14 protein-coding genes are annotated in these 17,855 nt (G+C 43.7%); 4 read left to right on the forward strand and 10 right to left on the reverse strand.

Annotated features, from left to right (window positions below; genetic code table 11):
- The first annotated feature begins 167 nt into the window (after positions 1–167).
- Positions 168–3,008 carry an Hsp70 family protein gene (locus tag SJY39_RS23700; RefSeq protein WP_102363154.1) on the forward strand — a complete coding sequence of 947 codons (2,841 nt, stop codon included), beginning with the start codon at positions 168–170 and terminating at the stop codon, positions 3,006–3,008.
- A 207-nt stretch (positions 3,009–3,215) separates the two neighbouring features.
- On the opposite strand, the gene SJY39_RS23705 is transcribed toward SJY39_RS23700, so the two are convergent.
- From SJY39_RS23705 to SJY39_RS23740, 8 genes are all read right to left on the reverse strand, one after another.
- Positions 3,216–3,431, reverse strand: coding sequence for a hypothetical protein (locus SJY39_RS23705; RefSeq protein ID WP_010441378.1), 216 nt, complete (start codon positions 3,429–3,431; stop codon positions 3,216–3,218).
- A gap of 256 nt (positions 3,432–3,687) precedes the next feature.
- Positions 3,688–4,161, reverse strand: coding sequence for a DUF2947 domain-containing protein (locus tag SJY39_RS23710; protein WP_010441382.1), 474 nt, complete (start codon positions 4,159–4,161; stop codon positions 3,688–3,690).
- A 167-nt stretch (positions 4,162–4,328) separates the two neighbouring features.
- A complete protein-coding gene (rimJ, locus tag SJY39_RS23715; RefSeq protein WP_010441383.1) occupies positions 4,329–4,916 on the reverse strand; it encodes a ribosomal protein S5-alanine N-acetyltransferase in 588 nt (195 codons plus the stop codon).
- A 65-nt stretch (positions 4,917–4,981) separates the two neighbouring features.
- A complete protein-coding gene (tyrR, locus tag SJY39_RS23720; RefSeq protein WP_010441386.1) occupies positions 4,982–6,526 on the reverse strand; it encodes a transcriptional regulator TyrR in 1,545 nt (514 codons plus the stop codon).
- 123 nt (positions 6,527–6,649) lie between these two features.
- Positions 6,650–7,702, reverse strand: coding sequence for a YcjF family protein (locus tag SJY39_RS23725; RefSeq protein WP_050612740.1), 1,053 nt, complete (start codon positions 7,700–7,702; stop codon positions 6,650–6,652).
- Between the two features lie 14 nt (positions 7,703–7,716).
- The gene (locus tag SJY39_RS23730; RefSeq protein ID WP_372014751.1) at positions 7,717–9,090 is read right to left on the reverse strand and encodes a YcjX family protein; all 1,374 of its coding nucleotides are present in this window, start codon (positions 9,088–9,090) and stop codon (positions 7,717–7,719) included.
- A 207-nt stretch (positions 9,091–9,297) separates the two neighbouring features.
- Entirely contained in the window at positions 9,298–9,483 is a 186-nt protein-coding gene (locus SJY39_RS23735; RefSeq protein ID WP_010441392.1) for a hypothetical protein, read from the reverse strand.
- Between the two features lie 164 nt (positions 9,484–9,647).
- Positions 9,648–11,165 (reverse strand): fumarate hydratase, encoded by a 1,518-nt coding sequence (locus tag SJY39_RS23740; protein ID WP_372275280.1) that lies wholly within the window; start codon positions 11,163–11,165, stop codon positions 9,648–9,650.
- Positions 11,166–11,419: 254 nt separating this feature from the next.
- Between SJY39_RS23740 and pabB the strand changes: the two genes are divergently transcribed.
- Positions 11,420–12,817: an aminodeoxychorismate synthase component I gene (gene pabB / locus SJY39_RS23745; protein ID WP_102336939.1), complete on the forward strand. Its 1,398-nt coding sequence runs from the start codon at positions 11,420–11,422 to the stop codon at positions 12,815–12,817.
- Between the two features lie 136 nt (positions 12,818–12,953).
- On the opposite strand, the gene SJY39_RS23750 is transcribed toward pabB, so the two are convergent.
- Entirely contained in the window at positions 12,954–14,672 is a 1,719-nt protein-coding gene (locus SJY39_RS23750) for an ATP-binding protein (RefSeq protein WP_010441398.1), read from the reverse strand.
- A gap of 1 nt (position 14,673) precedes the next feature.
- A complete protein-coding gene (locus SJY39_RS23755; RefSeq protein ID WP_010441399.1) occupies positions 14,674–15,216 on the reverse strand; it encodes a heme NO-binding domain-containing protein in 543 nt (180 codons plus the stop codon).
- A 369-nt stretch (positions 15,217–15,585) separates the two neighbouring features.
- Between SJY39_RS23755 and SJY39_RS23760 the strand changes: the two genes are divergently transcribed.
- Entirely contained in the window at positions 15,586–16,185 is a 600-nt protein-coding gene (locus SJY39_RS23760; RefSeq protein ID WP_016767251.1) for a CoA pyrophosphatase, read from the forward strand.
- A gap of 309 nt (positions 16,186–16,494) precedes the next feature.
- Positions 16,495–17,748 (forward strand): aromatic amino acid transport family protein, encoded by a 1,254-nt coding sequence (locus SJY39_RS23765; RefSeq protein WP_016798697.1) that lies wholly within the window; start codon positions 16,495–16,497, stop codon positions 17,746–17,748.
- Positions 17,749–17,855: the final 107 nt, after the last annotated feature.

A 17,855-nucleotide genomic window follows, 5' to 3' on the forward strand; every position in this document is an offset into this window, starting at 1 on the left:
ACCGCTCTGTTTTAACTTATAGGTTCTAATTTTTCGGTCTTAAACACAGTGTGATGATATTCCCGACTCAGTCGTACCTTCTTCTCGGGAATGACGTTCACGAATAGCAACAATAAGACCAAAACTATCAATAAACTGGTCATCACTTTGGCAGAATAAGGTTTTGTATGGCATCTCCTCGTTTTTTAGTCGGCATTGACTTAGGCACAACCAATACCGTTGTTGCTTACTGTGAAATCAACGACGACCTACAACACGCTCCCGTTTCTCTTTTCGATATTGACCAACTCATCGGCCCTGGTGAAGTGGTTCGAAAACCCCTACTTCCATCATTTCGTTACCACCCAGCACAAGGTCAGATCTCCCCTTTCGACCTCACCATGCCTTGGGCACCGAACTTAGTTGAAGGCGATATTAAAAACGTTATCGTCGGTGAATGGGCACGTGAATTGGGTGCTAAAGTCGAAGGCCGTCAAGTATCCAGTGCTAAAAGCTGGCTGTCACACCAAGCCGTCGATCGTAGTTCAGATATCCTTCCTTGGGCTGGCGCAGCTGATGTCGATAAGGTATCTCCTGTTGTCGCAAGTGCGAGCTACCTGAATCACATCCGCCAAGCGTGGAACTACCGTAATCCAAGCAACAAACTTGAAGACCAAGATGTTGTTGTAACGGTTCCTGCATCATTCGATGAGACAGCACGTAAGCTGACACTTGAAGCCGCAGAACTTGCTGGCTTAGGTAAGATTTTATTACTCGAAGAGCCTCAAGCTGTTTGTTATGACTGGTATGCTCGTCATCAACAAACGGCTGCGGAAGAGCTTCAACAGATCCCATTGATCTTAGTGTGTGATGTCGGCGGTGGTACTACCGACTTGAGCTTAATCGAGGCTAAGTTCGATTCGAACAACGATGGAATTAACGAGTTAGCACTTGATCGTATCGGTGTTGGTGAACACTTGATGCTTGGTGGTGATAACCTCGATTTAGCGCTTGCTCACCTTGCTGAGCAACGCTTCAATCAAAACAAAAAACTCAACGCGTCTAGTCTAACCAAATTGATTCAACAAACTCGCGCTGCAAAAGAGAGCCTGCTTTCTGCCAATGCGCCAGAAGACGTGAAGATCACCATGCTCGGTAGTGGTTCGAAGCTACTAGGTGGTACCAAGAGCATTGGCTTAACTAAGCAAGAAGTTCATCAAATCGCTTTGGAAGGTTTCTTCCCGCTTTCTGAGTTTACTGAAACACCAGACAAACGCCGCAGCGCCGTGGTTGAATTCGGTCTGCCTTACGTGGCTGACCCTGCGGTGAGTAAGCACGTTGCAGAATTCCTAACGACACACCAACAAGTGTCTAAAGCCGCATTGGAAAACTCAGGCTCTGTTGAGTTCGATGACACCAAACCTGCAATTCCTGTAGGTGTACTACTCAATGGTGGTGTGTTCAACAGTGAACTTGTGACTGAGCGTATTACTCAGCTACTAGGCAATTGGAACGGTTCTCCAATCACAGTGCTTGATAACCCTCACCCTGATTGGTCTGTTGCCCTTGGCGCGGTCGCCTTTGGTAAAGCCCGCCGTGGTGCACAACTGAAAATCGGTGGCGGTGCTGCGCGTTCTTACTTCTTGCATCTACAAGAGAAGAACAAGATGGGTAAAGCACTTTGTTTGCTTGCCAAAGGTACTGAGGAAGGCCAAGAGATACGCTTAAACAGTCGTCGTTTTTCGTTGACGTTAGGTGAGCCAGTACGATTTAATCTACTGACTTCAACACACGACCAAATAGCTCACGACACTGCTATTCAAAATGGTGTGATGGTCAATGTGGATGCCGACTTGTTCTCGCCTCTCCCACCGTATATTTCTACGTTGGAAGGCTCAGGTACTGCAGAACTTCAAGCCAACCAAAAAGAGCGTGTTGAAGTACTGCTCGCTTGTCAGTTAACCGAAGTCGGCACACTAAAAATGGAGTGTGTGAGTACAGAAGATGACTCTAAGCGTTGGTTGCTCGAGTTTGAAGTAAGAAACAAGCAAGGCGATGAATCCGATAACTCTAAACTTCATCCAAGACTGGACGAATGTAAGGAGCTAATTTCTCGCCTATACAGCGGTAACAAGAAGAGTGCTGAATCTAAAGAGATCAAAACACTTGCTAAAGATCTTGAAAAGCGACTCGGTAAGCGCGAAGAGTGGGACTTTACTACTCTCCGTCACCTGTTTGATTCGTTCTCTTTAGGTCGTAAACGCCGTCGTCGCTCTGAAGCGCATGAGAAAAACTGGCTTCGTCTGGCGGGTTACTCTATGCGACCTGGCTTTGGTGACCCAACTGACTCATGGCGTATTGAACAAATTTGGGGACTTTACCAACAAAACATCCAATTCCAGAACCATCAAGGTTGGACAGATTGGTGGGTATTCTGGCGTCGTGTTGCCGGAGGCCTGAATCAAGAACAGCAAGAAACTATCTTGGCTGATATTGCGAAGTACCTTCACCCAGGCGCAATGAAGAACCCTAAAACAGCTAAAGATGCGCAAGACAATGGTTATGAAGCCATGGTTCGTTTAGCGGCATCACTTGAGCAACTGGAAGTGGAAGACAAAGTGCTGCTGGCAAGCTGGTTCTTGAGCAAAGCGATTAACCATAACCAATTTGAACAAGCTCACTGGTGGGCGCTAGGTCGATTAGCATCAAGAACGCCTTTGTATGGCAGCCAACATAGTGTGATTCCAAGAGAACAAGCTGAACAGTGGCTACCGAAACTGCTTGAGCAGAACTGGCACAAAGAACAAATGATAGCCTTCGCTGCTGTGATGATTTGTCGTAAAACCGGTGACCGTCAGTTTGATATCTCTGATGACTATCGCAATCAAGTGATTGAGAAGCTTAAACAAAGCAAGGTCCCTGATTCATGGTTAACACTGGTGAATGAAGTGACAGAACTTTCTGAAAGTGAGTCTAAGCGCGTATTTGGCGATGCATTACCAAGCGGATTAAGCCTGATCAATAGCTAGTTTTAAAAGCTGTTAGTTTTATAGCGATTAGCTTTAGTCACAAGTTAGAAAAGAAAAAGCCACTTTCGATTCGTTGAAAGTGGCTTTTTTATAGGTGGCTAAAGGCCTGTTTGCAAGTGTCTGGTTGGCTAGTGTTTCGCTGGCCAATATCTAATTGATTAGAGGCTCGCTGTTTAAAGGCCTTAGCCGTGTTGCAGTTCATCATTGTTAATGTTTCGTTCCTGTTGGGTTAATCGGAAAATCCGTGTTTTCATAAATATCTGATAGTTTTTTCGGTTTCTTATCCTTGGTTCCTTTAGTTGATTGGTTATGAGTTTCGCTTAAAAGCCATTGCTCATGCATTTTTGCCGAATCCAAAAATTCTGGATCCTCCATTGCTTCCTTGCGAAGTTTATTTACACGTTCGAGAGTATCCCAAATCATAATACTTCACCTCCACTAAGGCAGTAATATAAATATAGCCAAACCTCTTAAAACTTCAAGTGAGCCAATGGGATAGCGGTCTCAATTTCGTAAATCACCCGATCGACACAAACAGAAATACACATCAAAAGCAGGGCTCAAATAGTCGTAAACCCTCAACGATCATTAAAGATCATCGCGCACAAAAAAAGCGAGCTAAGTGCTCGCTTTTTATCTATAGCCCATACAACACAAGCTTAATTAAGCCACGTTGAGTTTAAGCGCGGTTACCGATTTTCACCGTGCCGTTTGTTGCAAACCAAAGCGCTTCCGAACGACGACGACCTAGCAAAATTGGTCCATCATCGTAGAACAAAAAGTTCTTCCAATGTTTCTTAAATACTGACCATTTAGTTTCAAGGACGTTGTATTTTTCGTAACAAAAATAAACAGTTACGTCATCTTGCCAATCAATGAAGTTTAAGATTTCTTCAGGCATTTCTGGTTCGTCGGCTTCCCAATTCGCCATCCAGCTGATCTCTTCGTTCCAGTTCGACGATTTGCTTGGCCAGTCTTGTGAACTCAGTCTTTCTGCATCTGGGCTTTGAGGGCTTACGTTCTCTTTCCAGAACTGAGACGCTCTTGCCTGAGTCATTGGCTTGATCTTTTCCAAGTCTTCCGCTGGCAGCGGCATTGACTGATGAGTGAAAATCCATTTTCTTTGGTATTCGTCCAAAGTTGTATATGACATCAAAATTCCTCAAATATCTTCTAAGGCAAGTGGATAACCATGCCTATATGTACTTTTTGATGCAGCGGCGACTTCATGGTCGCTTAAATGATTGCTGCCTCTAAAATTCTTTTATGTATGCGACGCTATTAGCGTTAAAAATCACTAGGTCTAAGTATTATTGGCGTTTAAAGAACGCGCTTATCTTCCCAGTTTGGGTTAACTAATGCCGTTAGTATATGATCTTCCCATTTACCGTTAATCTGTAGGTAATCTTTGGCAAAACCTTCGCGAACAAAACCAAGATGCTCCAATACACTCGCACTGCGTTCATTGTGAGGCATATAGCCCGCCATTAAGCGGTGCATGTTCTGCACATCAAACATGTAGTCTTTTGCCATGCTCAAGCCTCTCCGCATGTAACCGTGGCCTTGTGCACTTTCAGCCAATGAGTAGCCCACATTACAAGCGTAGAACGGGAACCGTGACAAGTTGCTGAAAGATATTGTCCCTAGCATCTCGTTTGAGTCTGCATTGATCAATAAACAGTAGTAGCCAAGCCCCATTTTATGAAGCTCATTTAACTTGATCAGTCGCTGAGCCCAACCTTCTCTTTCGAAGAACGCATCTTCGCGAATCGGTTCCCATGGCTTGAGGTGCTTTCTATTAATCTGAAAGTACTCACTGATCATACTCGCGTCGTCAACTTGCGCTGTACGTAGAATAAGGTTTCCATCGTGCTTATAAACGCGGGCTGGTGTACTTAAATCTTCCATTCGTTTTTCTTAATCCGTCAACTTGTCTTGTTTTTTTGCTCAGTACGATGGCTAAGCAGGTTCAATCAGTTTTTTCTGATCCCATAGTCACGAAGCTTGTTCGCAATTGAGGTATGAGAGACGTTCAAACGTTTTGCTAACTTACGGCTCGATGGGAAAGACTGATAGAGCTTTTCAAGGATCTGAGATTCATAATCTTTCATGATCTCGTCCAGAGAACCATCCAAGCTCAAATTCGCCATTCCAGCGGTCATGGTTTCAAGTTGAGGCAGATGGAATTGCTCAACCGTTAACGTGTCAGAATCTAATTCAGTGAGTGCACGCAAAACCATGTTGTCCAATTGACGAATGTTGCCCGGCCATTGATAGTTGCCCAATTGGTCGATCAATTCTGGAGTTAACTTTGGCTTTAGCATACCTAACTGCTGTGCGTACTTAGCAACAAACAACTCCAATAACGGTGCTACGTCGTTAGAGCGCTCACGTAAGGCTGGAATTGATAGCGTCAGTACATTCAAGCGGTAGAACAGGTCTTCACGAAACGAGCCTGAGTCAGCTAATTCAGAAAGACGGTGGCGCGTTGATGCAATAATACGAACATCAGCGTGCATCTCTTCTTCTTCACCAACACGACGGAATGAACCATCCTGTAGGAAGCGTAAAAGTTTGATTTGTAGATGCGGGCTCATTTCGCCAATTTCATCTAAAAATACAGTACCGCCATTTGCTTGTTCGAAAATGCCTTTATGTCCTTGTTCATGGTTGAATGAACCCGGAGCATGACCAAACAGTTCCGTTTCTGCCACGTCATCAGGCATTGATGCACAGCTTAAAATCAAGAATGGGAAAGACGATCGGTTTGAGCGGTTATGGCATGCTTTTGCAAGCATCTCTTTACCTGTCCCCGTATCACCTTCAATCAGAAGAGGTTGATCCAACATCGCCAACTTCTTAGCTTGACTGATCAAGGCTTTGTGACGATTAGAGACACCGACAAAATGTTCAAAGCCCAGGTTGTTCTGTTCTGGGATCGCATCTGTCGAGTTCATCTCTTGGTTGCAAGAACGAATCGTCATTACGGCGCTAGCCAGTACCGCTTCGTTCACGTCACCCCCAAGATAAATAGGCAGTATCTCGATAGAAAAATCCAAACCGTCTAGTACTACGACTTCACGATGACGTGTTACATCACCGTCGATCCAACGAGCAAAATTGAAGCTAGGAACAAACGTTGATAACGGCTCGCCAATAACTTCACTTTCTTGCTTACCAAAAAGGTTGAGTGCTGCGTGGTTTGCCATGTCGACTGAACCTTTAAGGTCAATCGCAATCACTGGATCTGGTAGGTTTGCAAGCAGTGCAATCAGCTCGGTGTTATGCCTTTCGCTCGGCATAAATTGGATTTTACGTACATCCTTCACACCTGAAATTCGGCGAATTTCAGCCATAAGTTCACTAAAAGCATCAAAATTAATATCAGGGCAATTTAGATAAATAATGCCTTTTACATCAATTTCGATTCCTCTTAAATCAATGCTTTTTGAGGCCAAGATATCGAGCAACTCACGCGTTAAGCCGAGTCTGTCTTCACACAATACTTCAAGACGCACAAATAGTCCTATTATAGGTGTCAGGATAAGTTGACAGTAGTGTGGATTAAGGTCTGAGTTCAGTCAAGAAGAAGAGTAAACATATGTTTACCCTTCTTCTCAAACTATTGAGCCTCAAATACTTTATTTGAGAGTAATACGCTTTATTTCAGAAAGGACGGCTTTACGAAGGTCCGATAATTTTACTTTTCGCTCTTTATGCCAAGGCATAGGACGAAGCAAAGTCATGGCTTTTAAGCCCAGTCGAGCGGTTAAAATACCAACACCGAGCCCCTGCCCTGCTCTTGCAGAAATTTTGCCTGCTAAGTCCATCGATACGAGGTCCATGCTCGCATCAATCGCCAATTCACTTGCCCCTGCCGCTGCCATGTTGATTAACACTAATTTAAACAGCTTAATGCGCGACCAGTAGCCAAGTTCAATACCATACACATCGGCTAGCTTGTCTATCATGGTGAAATTACGCCACGCCACCAACAACATGTCTGCAGCAGCCAATGGGCTCACTGCAACCAAAGCTGCAGATTCAGTAGAAAACTTAGTCACGATCTGAGTGGCGACTTTATCCTGATGGCTAACGACCAACGCATCGTACATATCCAGCACTTCGGCATCGCTATGTGCCGGGTTGATACTGTTCCGCCACTTATCGTATGAAGGAGACTCGGCAACAATGCCCCCTTGTTTAGCGATGTGTTCACAAAACGCTTTTCCCTTACCAACGCTTTGACTTTGGAGTAGCTCTTCGCTCTGCTCTTGCACACTGAAATGGTCTTTCAGTGAACGTAGCTTCCATAGCTCTTTACCTATTGCACCAAGGCCTAATGACGCGATTGCAGCAATAAAACCGGCCCAACCTAATGCTAACCAGTCAGCGGTTTGAATCGCGGTGATCACAGAATCGACCGCTTGCCAGCCCACTAAGCCAGAGAAAGCGACCAACAAGCCAGAAGTAAACCACTTTTTCTTTTTACTCGGGCGTATCACTTGCTCCAGTTGTTGCTCAGCTTCTCCATCTAGGTCAATTTCTACTTGTGGTGCGACAGGTACAAATTTTTCTTGTTCGGTGAACATTTGTTGAGCACCTAAATCTGGGCTAACTTCATTCTTATCTTGCTCATCGAACGAGGTCTTCAACGATTCATCAAAGACTTGTTTCGTTTTTAATTCACTCATTTTGATTGCCTCAATTACTTCAACTTATCGCCAATGAGATACTCTAAAACCTTATCGACTCGTAAGTGCTGACAAGGCTCATCGGAATGTTGTTCCATTGGCCTAAAGCTCGTGAAATCAAACTGATTGGTTTCCCAATATTGTTTGTTCGGCAGCTTACGCGGCACCTCGCCAGGATACATGGTTTGAGACACGTTATCTAAAGTGACCCCTTGCAACGCAGGAACATTGTCTGAACCTGACGAAATATAACCCGCACTGGTCGCTTGAATAGACGCGATGCTCATGCAACTCATGTCGATATGTTCAAACGCCGCCTGTTGCCACGCTGGGTGTACCATCTGTTGTAACAGCGACACCAAGTTCGGATGTTGATCCGGTGTCACATGGTCAGCTTTGGTGGCTGCAAACAAGATCTTGTCGATCTTCGGCGCAAACAGGCGTCTTAAGATATTGCTTCGGCCGTACTTAAAGCTCTTTAATAGCTGCTCTAATGCACCACGCATATCCATGAAAGAGTCGTAGCCCGCATTGAGCGGCTGTAAGCAGTCCACCAGCACGATTTGTCTATCGAACGTCGCGAAGTGATTCTTATAGAACGCCTTTACGACCTTTTGCTGATACTCTTCATAACGTGCTTTTAAAACCGCATAGTTACTTGTTTTTGAGAACTTGCCCTCAGGTGCGATGCACGGGAAAAATTGCAGCACAGGCGCACCTTCAAGCTCACCCGGTAATACGAATCGACCCGGTTGCACCCAATGCAGTCCGTTACTTTTACAAGTATGCAGGTACTGGGTGTAGCTATCGGCAATCGCGACCAGTTTTTTTTCATCCGCTTCTGCTAGCAAATCGATATCACCACGCATTGCGTTCCACTGTTGCGAGTAGGTTTCTCTATCGTCCTTCAACGCGGCAAATTGAGATTGGCTCCACGTATCAAAGTCCATATCCAGTAACGGCAAATCAAGTAGCCACTCGCCTGGGTAGTCGACAATATCGAGATAAAGGGTGCTGTTTTTACTCAGCAGCTTCTTCGCGCCTTTAGTTGGTTTATATTTGATGGCTAAGCGAATCTCACTGACATCACGCGTTGGCACGGGCCATTCTGGTGGCTCCGCATTGAGTGACTCCATCGCTTCATCGTAAGAAAAACGCGGGATCATCATGTTATGTTGTGGAATACGTTTAGCACCAATGATTCTTCCATCTCTCGCCGAGGCAAGTAGAGGCAGATTTTTGTGGGTAGACGTATGAAGAAGCTGATTAACCAGCGAAGTAATGAATGCTGTCTTACCCGCACGAGAAAGCCCCGTGACCGCTACTCGAATATGAGAATCCGTTCCTCTGCTTATAAAGTCACTCATTTCTTGAGTTAGGTGTTTCATTTGAACGACTCCGTAATAGTTAAGCTAACTGATATAGTAATAGAAACGTTAGCCTGTGCTCTTTCCCAGTTGGGTTAGTTTGTATGCTTATGCTTGTTCTTTTGCTAATAGTAGTGAGTATGCAATACACATTCTTAATGCTAGATGAATAAAAGCCCCTGACTACATTCATAATCAGGGGCTTTAAAATTTTCAGTTAATGTCAGACTAATCGTCTTCTATCAGCTTGTAGATAACGAACAGTGTGATCTCAGAAATCAACCATAATACACATGTGATAGTTACGTACTTTTCGTTAAAGATGCTGATTCCGTGCAAGATCAAATCGTAACCAATGAAACTACCAATCACCACTGCCAAGATAATCTGTAGGATCTGAATAAAACGAGGCATTCCTCTCTCCTATGTTCTTATATCAAACGATGTGTTTATAACTATATCATTGATAATAAGACAAAAGTGCAGACAATGCTGCACTTTTATTCTTAAGTTTCTGTCAAAAATTGCAATTCAAACACTCAGGTCAAGGTTAATTGCGCCTTTCTAGCGTTCGTTAATTACGCTTTTTCGGCTTCTGCAATTTTCACTTTCCACGTGTCAGGGCCGATCTGGTGTGCGTTTACGCCGTTAGAGTCAACCGCTACCGTTACCGGCATGTCCTCAACTTCAAACTCGTAAATCGCTTCCATACCGAGATCTTCAAACGCAACCACGCGTGCTTTTTTAATTGCCTTCGCGACTAAATAAGCTGCACCACCAACGGCCATTAGGTAAACCGATTTATGCTGTTTGATTGACTCAACCGTTGCAGGGCCACGCTCGGCTTTACCAATCATGCCCATAATACCGGTTTCTTCTAGCATCATGTCGGTGAACTTATCCATGCGAGTAGACGTTGTTGGGCCCGCAGGACCTACCGCTTCGTCACCCACAGCATCGACAGGGCCAACGTAGTATATGAACTTGCCTTTCAGGTCGACGCCTTCTGGTAAACCTTCACCACTTTCAAGCATACCTTGAATACGCTTATGAGCGGCATCACGACCGGTTAAGATCTTGCCTGATAGAAGAACCGTTTCGCCAGTCTTCCACTCTTGAACGTCTTCTTTGGTAATTTCATCAAGGTTAACACGGCGTGTATTTACGCCTGCTTCCCAAGTAATGTCTGGCCACTCTTCTAACTTAGGTGGTGTTAGTTCTGCAGGGCCGCTGCCGTCTAGCGTAAAGTGAACGTGACGCGTTGCCGCACAATTCGGGATCAAGCAAACAGGCTTTGAAGCTGCATGCGTTGGCGCTGTTTTGATTTTAACGTCAACCACAGTCGTTAGACCGCCAAGGCCTTGTGCACCAATACCAAGCTTGTTTACACGGTTGAAGATGTCTAAACGAAGCTCTTCTTCTGCGTTCTCTGGACCTTTGTCGATAAGGTCTTGAATATCGATGTGTTCCATCAGAGATTCTTTAGCGAGTACCGCGGCTTTCTCAGCCGTACCGCCAATGCCTATACCAAGCATGCCCGGTGGACACCAGCCCGCGCCCATTGTTGGTAGCGTCTTCTCTACCCACTCTGCAATATCATCAGAAGGGTTAAGCATTACCATCTTGGTTTTGTTCTCAGAACCGCCGCCTTTTGCCGCGATTTGAATTTCAACTTTGTTGCCTGGAACCATATTAATGTGAACAACTGCTGGTGTGTTGTCTTTGGTATTAATACGCTTACCTGCAGGGTCCATTAGGACAGATGCACGCAATGGGTTATCTGGATTGTTGTAAGCTTGACGAACGCCTTCATCAACCATCTGTTGTACTGTTTGATCCGTTTCCCACCTAACATCCATACCGATGTTCACGAAACAAGTAACAATACCCGTATCCTGACAAATTGGACGATGACCTTCCGCAGACATACGCGAGTTAATAAGAATCTGAGCGATAGCATCTTTTGCTGCTTGGCTTTCTTCTTTCTCGTACGCTTTTTCTAGGGCTTGGACAAAGTCTAAAGGGTGATAATAAGAAATGTACTGAAGTGCGTCAGCGACACTGCTGATCACATCTTGCTTACGAATAACCGTCATTGCATGCCTCTTTATTGTTCTGGTTCCATGTGGGATCTTGGTTTAACTGTTTTTGTCTAACCGAATTAGTTGGCTTAGCTTTTTATTATGTTGAGCTGTATTTAGTTGCTGTAGCAATCGCTTGCATAGCTTTAAACTAAACCATGTGGTTTGCACCGTTCTAATCAAGAACCCATTTTATTTTCAATTTATGATACTCTTGCTTCCTCTCACACGCCATGCAGTGATCGAACTCTTTGTCACAAATTAAACAAATGAATAACAACGAATTTCGCTCTATCCAAATCAAGCCGCTTGAATATCAATCAACTTTAGCTAAACAGCTGTTTTCTCATATTGAAAACCTACCGTGGGCAATGCTATTACGCTCCGCTTCAGAAAGCCATGTTGATAGTCGATACGATATTTTAGTTGCTCAACCCATCGCCACCTTCGAGACTATCGGTGCAGAAACGACCGTTAATGTTAATGAAGAAACTCTTGTTAGCAAAAAGCATTTCGTTTCAAAGTCGGATCCTTTCGAACTACTCGACCAATATCAACAGCAGTTATTACCGGCGACCAAAGAGCATGCTGATTTGCCATTCGTTGGCGGCGCTTTAGGCTACTTCAGTTACGATTTAGGGCGACGAGTAGAAGCTCTTCCCTCTCTTGCTAAGCATGATATTTCTGCGCCCGACATGGCGGTTGGTTTATATGAATGGGCAGTGATCGTTGACCATCAATTAAAAACAGCGTGTATTGTCGGCTGCAATATCGATGAACATCATGATTGGCTGATACAACAGGCCTCTAGGCCAAACCGAACACATGTGCGCTTTGGATTAACCACACCGTGGCAATCCAATATGAGCGAAGAGAGCTACGCCAATAAGTTTAATAGCGTGCAAGAGTATTTGTTATCGGGTGACTGTTATCAAATTAACTTAGCTCAGCGCTTCAATGCTCAATACCAAGGTAGTGAATGGCTCGCTTATGAGAAACTTGAACAGTACAACTCGGCGCCCTTTTCTGGTTTTATCCGATTGGCAGAGTGCGCAATCATTAGTGTTTCTCCGGAGCGTTTCTTAGAGCTTAAAGACAACATCATCGAAACTAAGCCAATTAAAGGTACGCGCCCTCGTTCTGAGGATCGTAAAGTTGATGATGCCCATGCTCAAGATTTGTTGAGTGCAGAAAAAGATCAGGCCGAAAACCTGATGATCGTTGACCTGTTACGTAATGATATTGGCCGTGTGGCAAAACCTGGTACGGTGCATGTCCCTAAACTGTTTGATATCGAAAGCTTCCCTGCTGTGCATCACTTAGTTAGTACAATCAGAGCCGACCTAGATTCTAAATACTCAGCAACCGACTTACTGAGAGCTTGCTTCCCTGGAGGTTCAATTACTGGCGCTCCAAAAGTGCGCGCTATGCAGATCATTGAAGAGTTGGAACCGCATCGACGCTCAGCGTATTGCGGCAGTATCGGCTACATCAGTAGAAATGGCAGAATGGACACCAGCATTACCATTCGTACGTTAGTTGCCGAGAACAACACGCTTTATGCTTGGGCTGGTGGTGGTGTGGTATTCGATAGTGATTGCGCCTCTGAATATCAAGAAACATTAGATAAGCTGAGTCGCATCCTTCCTGTGCTTGAAGAGTGTTAGGTAACGACACTGAAGGCTATTTAGTCATAGGCAAAAGCTCGATATAAAAAAACCGAAGGATCATAAGATCACTTCGGTTTTTTAGTATTTGAGTCTGAGTCTGAGTAGATAATTGACCACTCACTATTAACGTGACTTACGCTACCTTCACAGCAGAAACACCCCACTTCTTGAGCATCTCTGTGAGGTCGTTCGCGGTATAAGGTTTACTAAGGATGTCATCCATTCCACACTGAATACAACGTTCACGCTCTTCTAATGTTGTGCCGGCAGTCAGTGCCACTATAGATTTGGCGTAACCTTTCTCTCTGAGCTTTTCTGTCGCTTCAAAGCCATCCATAACCGGCATTCTGCAATCCATAAAAACAATGTCGTAATCATTATTTGAGGCTAGCTCGAACCCTTCTACACCATTACTAGCGATAACAGGTTCAATCTCATGCTTACGTAGCATTTGTTGGATGATGATTTGGTTCATTTTGATATCATCAACTACCAGAACTTTCAATAAAGACAGCTCAACGTTTGATTCGACATTTTTGGCCACTCGTTCATCTTCACGCGATATATCGATAACTTTTAAAGGTATAGAAATAGTAAAAGTTGTTCCGACTTCAACCACACTAGACACACTAATATGACCATTCATCAAAGCGACCAACTTACGGCAAATCGCTAAGCCAAGTCCGGTACCCTCATAGTTTCGGCTACTCGAATTATCAGCTTGAGTAAAAGGTTCAAACAAAGTTTTGTGTGCAGATTCGGCAATCCCAACCCCGGTATCTTCTACAGAAAAAACGAATTGGCTGTTGTTCCATTCGATACCAACATTCACATGTCCCTCTTCTGTGAATTTAATCGCATTACCGATTAGGTTTACAAATAGCTGAGTGATGCGTTCTAAATCCCCATTAAAATGAGTAGGTACATTTGAGGACACGCTGATATTAAATTCAAGCTGCTTCTCAATCGCACGATTGGTGAAGATGCTTTGAATCGTGTTTCTCAAATCATCCAGTGCAAATGTCTTGGGAATCAGCTCCAACATACCCGCATTAATCTTACTGTAATCAAGTAGGTCATTAATGATGGTTCTTAGGAACTCACCAGATTGACTTAGGTTGTTGACTATTTCACGCTGAGAAAAGGTCAAGTCGGTGTCGCTGATCAATTCAGCACTACCTAACAAGCCGTTGAGTGGGGTTCTTAATTCGTGGTTAATCATTGCAACGAAATCACGAGTTGCTCTTTCGGACTCTTCTGCTCGTTTGCGTGATTCAATATTTCGGTTAATCGCGAGCTGATGAGTTAGCGCACTGCATATCAAATCCGTTACTAACAAAAGTTGACTCTCAATAAACTCATAGTCTTGATCGAGCAACCTAACCTTAACGATCAGTGCACCAACGATCACCTTCTCCACTTCAAGAGGCACCGTCAACAAGTTACCTTGCCATTGAGGTTCCTGAATCTCTTGATCTAACCCACCGACCGTTTCGTCGCCGTAATCATATGTGAGAAGTTGAGGTATGAGTTTAGGTGGCAGTATCAGACGACTGGCTTCAATTAAATAACTGTTCGTCACGTTTGTCGTTAATTCAGACAACATGATGTCATCGAGATCATTCCTAAGAAACGCGCGCCCAAAATCGATCAACAAATTGTCGATTTGCTCTTGAAACTCAATGCGGCGAATATTCGCGTTCGAACGTTTTTCTAACTGACGCAAAGCAAGCTCAAGCTGTTGGTTTGCCTCAAACAATTCAAGACTCTTTTGTTCCAACAATGCTTCAGCCGCTTTCCGTGCCGCGACTTGACGTTTAAGCTTCTTCTCTAAGGCTGATGCCAGATCCATATTACTTTTCGACTTTCAAATTAAACCTAACCACGCTTTGGTCATCATTCTGAGGTGTCATTTCTACCAAGATAGACTCCCCGTGATATTCAGCGCATCCTTCAATTAGTCCCAAACAAACATGAGACATACACCTTGCGCTTTTGTAGTCAAAAATAAGTTGTGCTTCGGTCGTAGTAATAAAACTGAATTCTGGTGGTTCAGCGTCGGGATAGAGCTTCTTCACTTCTACATGAATATAGCGCTCTACGTGTTGAATAAATTGAAAAGTGGTATTGCTATGTGCAAGGCTGGCTTTGTTCGGCAAAGAGGCTAACAGGTTTTTAAATACAGATTGCCCAAATACGCGTTGCAAACTTCCTGCATCGATATCGGTTTTCTTACTCAGGTTAATGATGAGTTTCACGAGATCTTTGTGGTCGTAACTTCCGACCGATGTATAGATCCCCTCGTCTTCTGACATCTCTAAAACTTCTTCCAAAAGTTCTAAACCAAACTTTTCTTCAACAAGCTCTAAAAATTCGGTGAATATGATTCCTTTCATCTCATACCTTTTATTCTATTTCTTTTTAGAATGAGCCACTAAGTGAGGGTTATCAAATTCTTAAGGACAAAATAACCATCCACCACTCAATTTTATGACATGAGTAACGCTTACCGGCTCATATGATCCTATTGAATATAGCAAAAGCCACTGAATTTTAGATACACCCCTCCTGATTGGGTGGACGTATCACATATCAACCTGCTATTTGCGATTTAAGAGTGCCAATAAAAATAGACAATGAAGACATTAGTACAACGTTAAAACTGGTACCAAACAAATCGTTCAGCAAACAGAAAAGCGAGATTGGCTTTCGACTCGGTGTTGTGACTATACTTAAAAGCATAACAATCAATATATTGGCATGATATGAATAAAGATAACTTCCTTCAGCAATTCCAACTTAACCCAACCGTTGGCTATCACCCAGAGTCTGTTGAGCGTGTTTCTCACATAACAGAGGATCAACTTCGTAAAGCAGCAGTAGTGGTAGGTTTAGTTGAAAGAGAGGATGGTTTACATGTCATTTTTACTAAAAGAGCAGCTCACCTTAAGCACCATCCTGGCCAAGTCAGTTTTCCTGGAGGGAAGCACGAACTTTCCGACCCATCCATGCAGTTTACGGCACTGAGAGAGCTCCACGAAGAGGTCGGAATTCGATCAGATCAAGTTAAAATTGTTGGGCAATTACCAGCATTGAGCACCATTAGTAAATTTTCTGTGACACCGATTGTTGCCATGGTCGATCCTGACTATGAAGCCATCATCGATGAGAACGAAGTTGCCTCAATTTTTGAGGTTCCAGCCACCTATGTTTTAGACCAAGCCAAGTTGCACAGTCACACGGTGAATTTTAAGAAAATTAAGCATCGTGTTTTTGCCATGCCCTTCGAAGAGCACCTAATTTGGGGCGTTACGGCTCAAATCATCCAATCATTGCAGCGACATGTAGTGCAACAAATTACATAGCAACTACGTTTTGTTTAATCTCTGTTAACAAAATCCTGTCTTTCCATGGAACAGATTTATTAATGCAATTTTACGCAAACGATTCCCTGGTATAAAACTATACAAGCCCCGCCAATTCATAAGAAAAACTAATACCCAAGCCAAATATAAATCACCTGTAGCACGCCATTTTCGCGATCAAAAATCCGTTTTTCGCATATCATGTGCCACGCCGTTTCATTACATGATTTAGATCTATTTTTTGCAGAAGAAAATTCTGCAGAATTGGCGCCGACTTATTTCCTGTTCCCAAAAAATGAGTAATTTAACATGAACACAACAACTTCTTCGGCAAATGCCGTTAAAGATTCAAGCAAGTTTAACTACAAAGATTTTACCTGGTGTTTATCACTATTTGGTACAGCAGTTGGTGCTGGCGTACTATTTCTTCCAATCAAAGCTGGTGCGGGTGGTTTTTGGCCATTAGTTATCCTAGCTCTAATCGCGGCACCAATGACTTGGTTCGCACACAAATCTCTAGCTCGTTTCGTACTGTCTGCTAAAAACCCTGAAGCCGATATTACAGACACAGTTGAAGAACATTTCGGTAAGACTGGCGCAAACATTATTACTTTTGCTTACTTCTTCGCTATCTACCCGATCGTTCTAATCTACGGTGTTGGTATCACAAACACGGTTGACTCTTTCTTAGTAAACCAAATGGGTATGGAATCCATTCCACGTCCTCTTCTTTCTGGTGCACTTATCCTTGCTATGACAGCGGGTGTTGTATTCGGTAAAGAGTTGATGCTTAAAGCAACTTCAGCGATGGTTTACCCACTAGTATTCATCTTACTAGCGTTATCTTTCTACCTAGTTCCTGATTGGAACACTTCAATGATGGAAACAAGCCCAGAATGGTCAGCAATGCCTTCTATTATCTGGCTTGCGATTCCAATCATCGTGTTCTCTTTCAACCACAGCCCAATCATTTCACAGTTCTCTAAAGAGCAACGTCGTGTATACGGTGAAGACGCAGTTAAGAAAACTGACGCGATCACTGGCGGCGCAGCAATGATGCTGATGGGTTTTGTAATGTTCTTCGTATTCTCTGTAGTGCTTTCTCTATCTCCAGAGCAACTAGCAACAGCACAAGCACAAAACATCTCTGTTCTTTCTTACCTAGCTAATGTTCACGAGTCTCCACTTATCTCTTACATGGGTCCTCTTGTAGCGTTTGCAGCGATTACTTCTAGCTACTTCGGTCACTTCCTAGGTGCTCACGAAGGTCTTGTTGGCCTAGTCAAGTCTCGCTCTGGTTCTTCAATCAGCACGATTGAGAAAGCATCTCTAGCATTCATCGTTGTTACAACTTGGATTGTTGCGGTAGTTAACCCAAGCATCCTAGGTATGATTGAAACAATGGGTGCTCCAATGATTGCAGCTATCCTGTTCCTAATGCCTGTATTCGCGATGCAAAAAGTACCAGCAATGGCTAAGTACAAAACTTCAGCACCTGTGCAAATCTTTACAGCTTTATGTGGTCTAGCGGCTATTAGTTCTGTAATCTACGGCGCTCTTTAATCTCCGCTACTTTTTATAAGATGACATCCATCTTATATCGCGAGATTAGACAAAAAATATAATGATAATAAATGAGCCTCCCTACTCGACGTGGGAGGCTCTCTTTT

The organism is Vibrio sp. R78045 (assembly GCF_042466085.1).
Taxonomy (GTDB): Bacteria; Pseudomonadota; Gammaproteobacteria; order Enterobacterales; family Vibrionaceae; genus Vibrio; species Vibrio cyclitrophicus.

What these genes read in the sequence shown, in the direction of transcription:
- pabB (WP_102336939.1), top strand. Translation starts at nt 11,420, where the DNA reads ATGAATAACAACGAATTTCGCTCTATCCAAATCAAGCCGCTTGAATAT.
- SJY39_RS23705 (WP_010441378.1), bottom strand. Translation starts at nt 3,431, where the DNA reads ATGATTTGGGATACTCTCGAACGTGTAAATAAACTTCGCAAGGAAGCA.
- rimJ (WP_010441383.1), bottom strand. Translation starts at nt 4,916, where the DNA reads ATGGAAGATTTAAGTACACCAGCCCGCGTTTATAAGCACGATGGAAAC.
- SJY39_RS23760 (WP_016767251.1), top strand. Translation starts at nt 15,586, where the DNA reads ATGAATAAAGATAACTTCCTTCAGCAATTCCAACTTAACCCAACCGTT.
- SJY39_RS23710 (WP_010441382.1), bottom strand. Translation starts at nt 4,161, where the DNA reads ATGTCATATACAACTTTGGACGAATACCAAAGAAAATGGATTTTCACT.
- SJY39_RS23730 (WP_372014751.1), bottom strand. Translation starts at nt 9,090, where the DNA reads ATGAAACACCTAACTCAAGAAATGAGTGACTTTATAAGCAGAGGAACG.
- SJY39_RS23735 (WP_010441392.1), bottom strand. Translation starts at nt 9,483, where the DNA reads ATGCCTCGTTTTATTCAGATCCTACAGATTATCTTGGCAGTGGTGATT.
- SJY39_RS23700 (WP_102363154.1), top strand. Translation starts at nt 168, where the DNA reads ATGGCATCTCCTCGTTTTTTAGTCGGCATTGACTTAGGCACAACCAAT.
- SJY39_RS23755 (WP_010441399.1), bottom strand. Translation starts at nt 15,216, where the DNA reads ATGAAAGGAATCATATTCACCGAATTTTTAGAGCTTGTTGAAGAAAAG.
- SJY39_RS23725 (WP_050612740.1), bottom strand. Translation starts at nt 7,702, where the DNA reads ATGAGTGAATTAAAAACGAAACAAGTCTTTGATGAATCGTTGAAGACC.
- SJY39_RS23740 (WP_372275280.1), bottom strand. Translation starts at nt 11,165, where the DNA reads ATGACGGTTATTCGTAAGCAAGATGTGATCAGCAGTGTCGCTGACGCA.
- SJY39_RS23750 (WP_010441398.1), bottom strand. Translation starts at nt 14,672, where the DNA reads ATGGATCTGGCATCAGCCTTAGAGAAGAAGCTTAAACGTCAAGTCGCG.
- SJY39_RS23765 (WP_016798697.1), top strand. Translation starts at nt 16,495, where the DNA reads ATGAACACAACAACTTCTTCGGCAAATGCCGTTAAAGATTCAAGCAAG.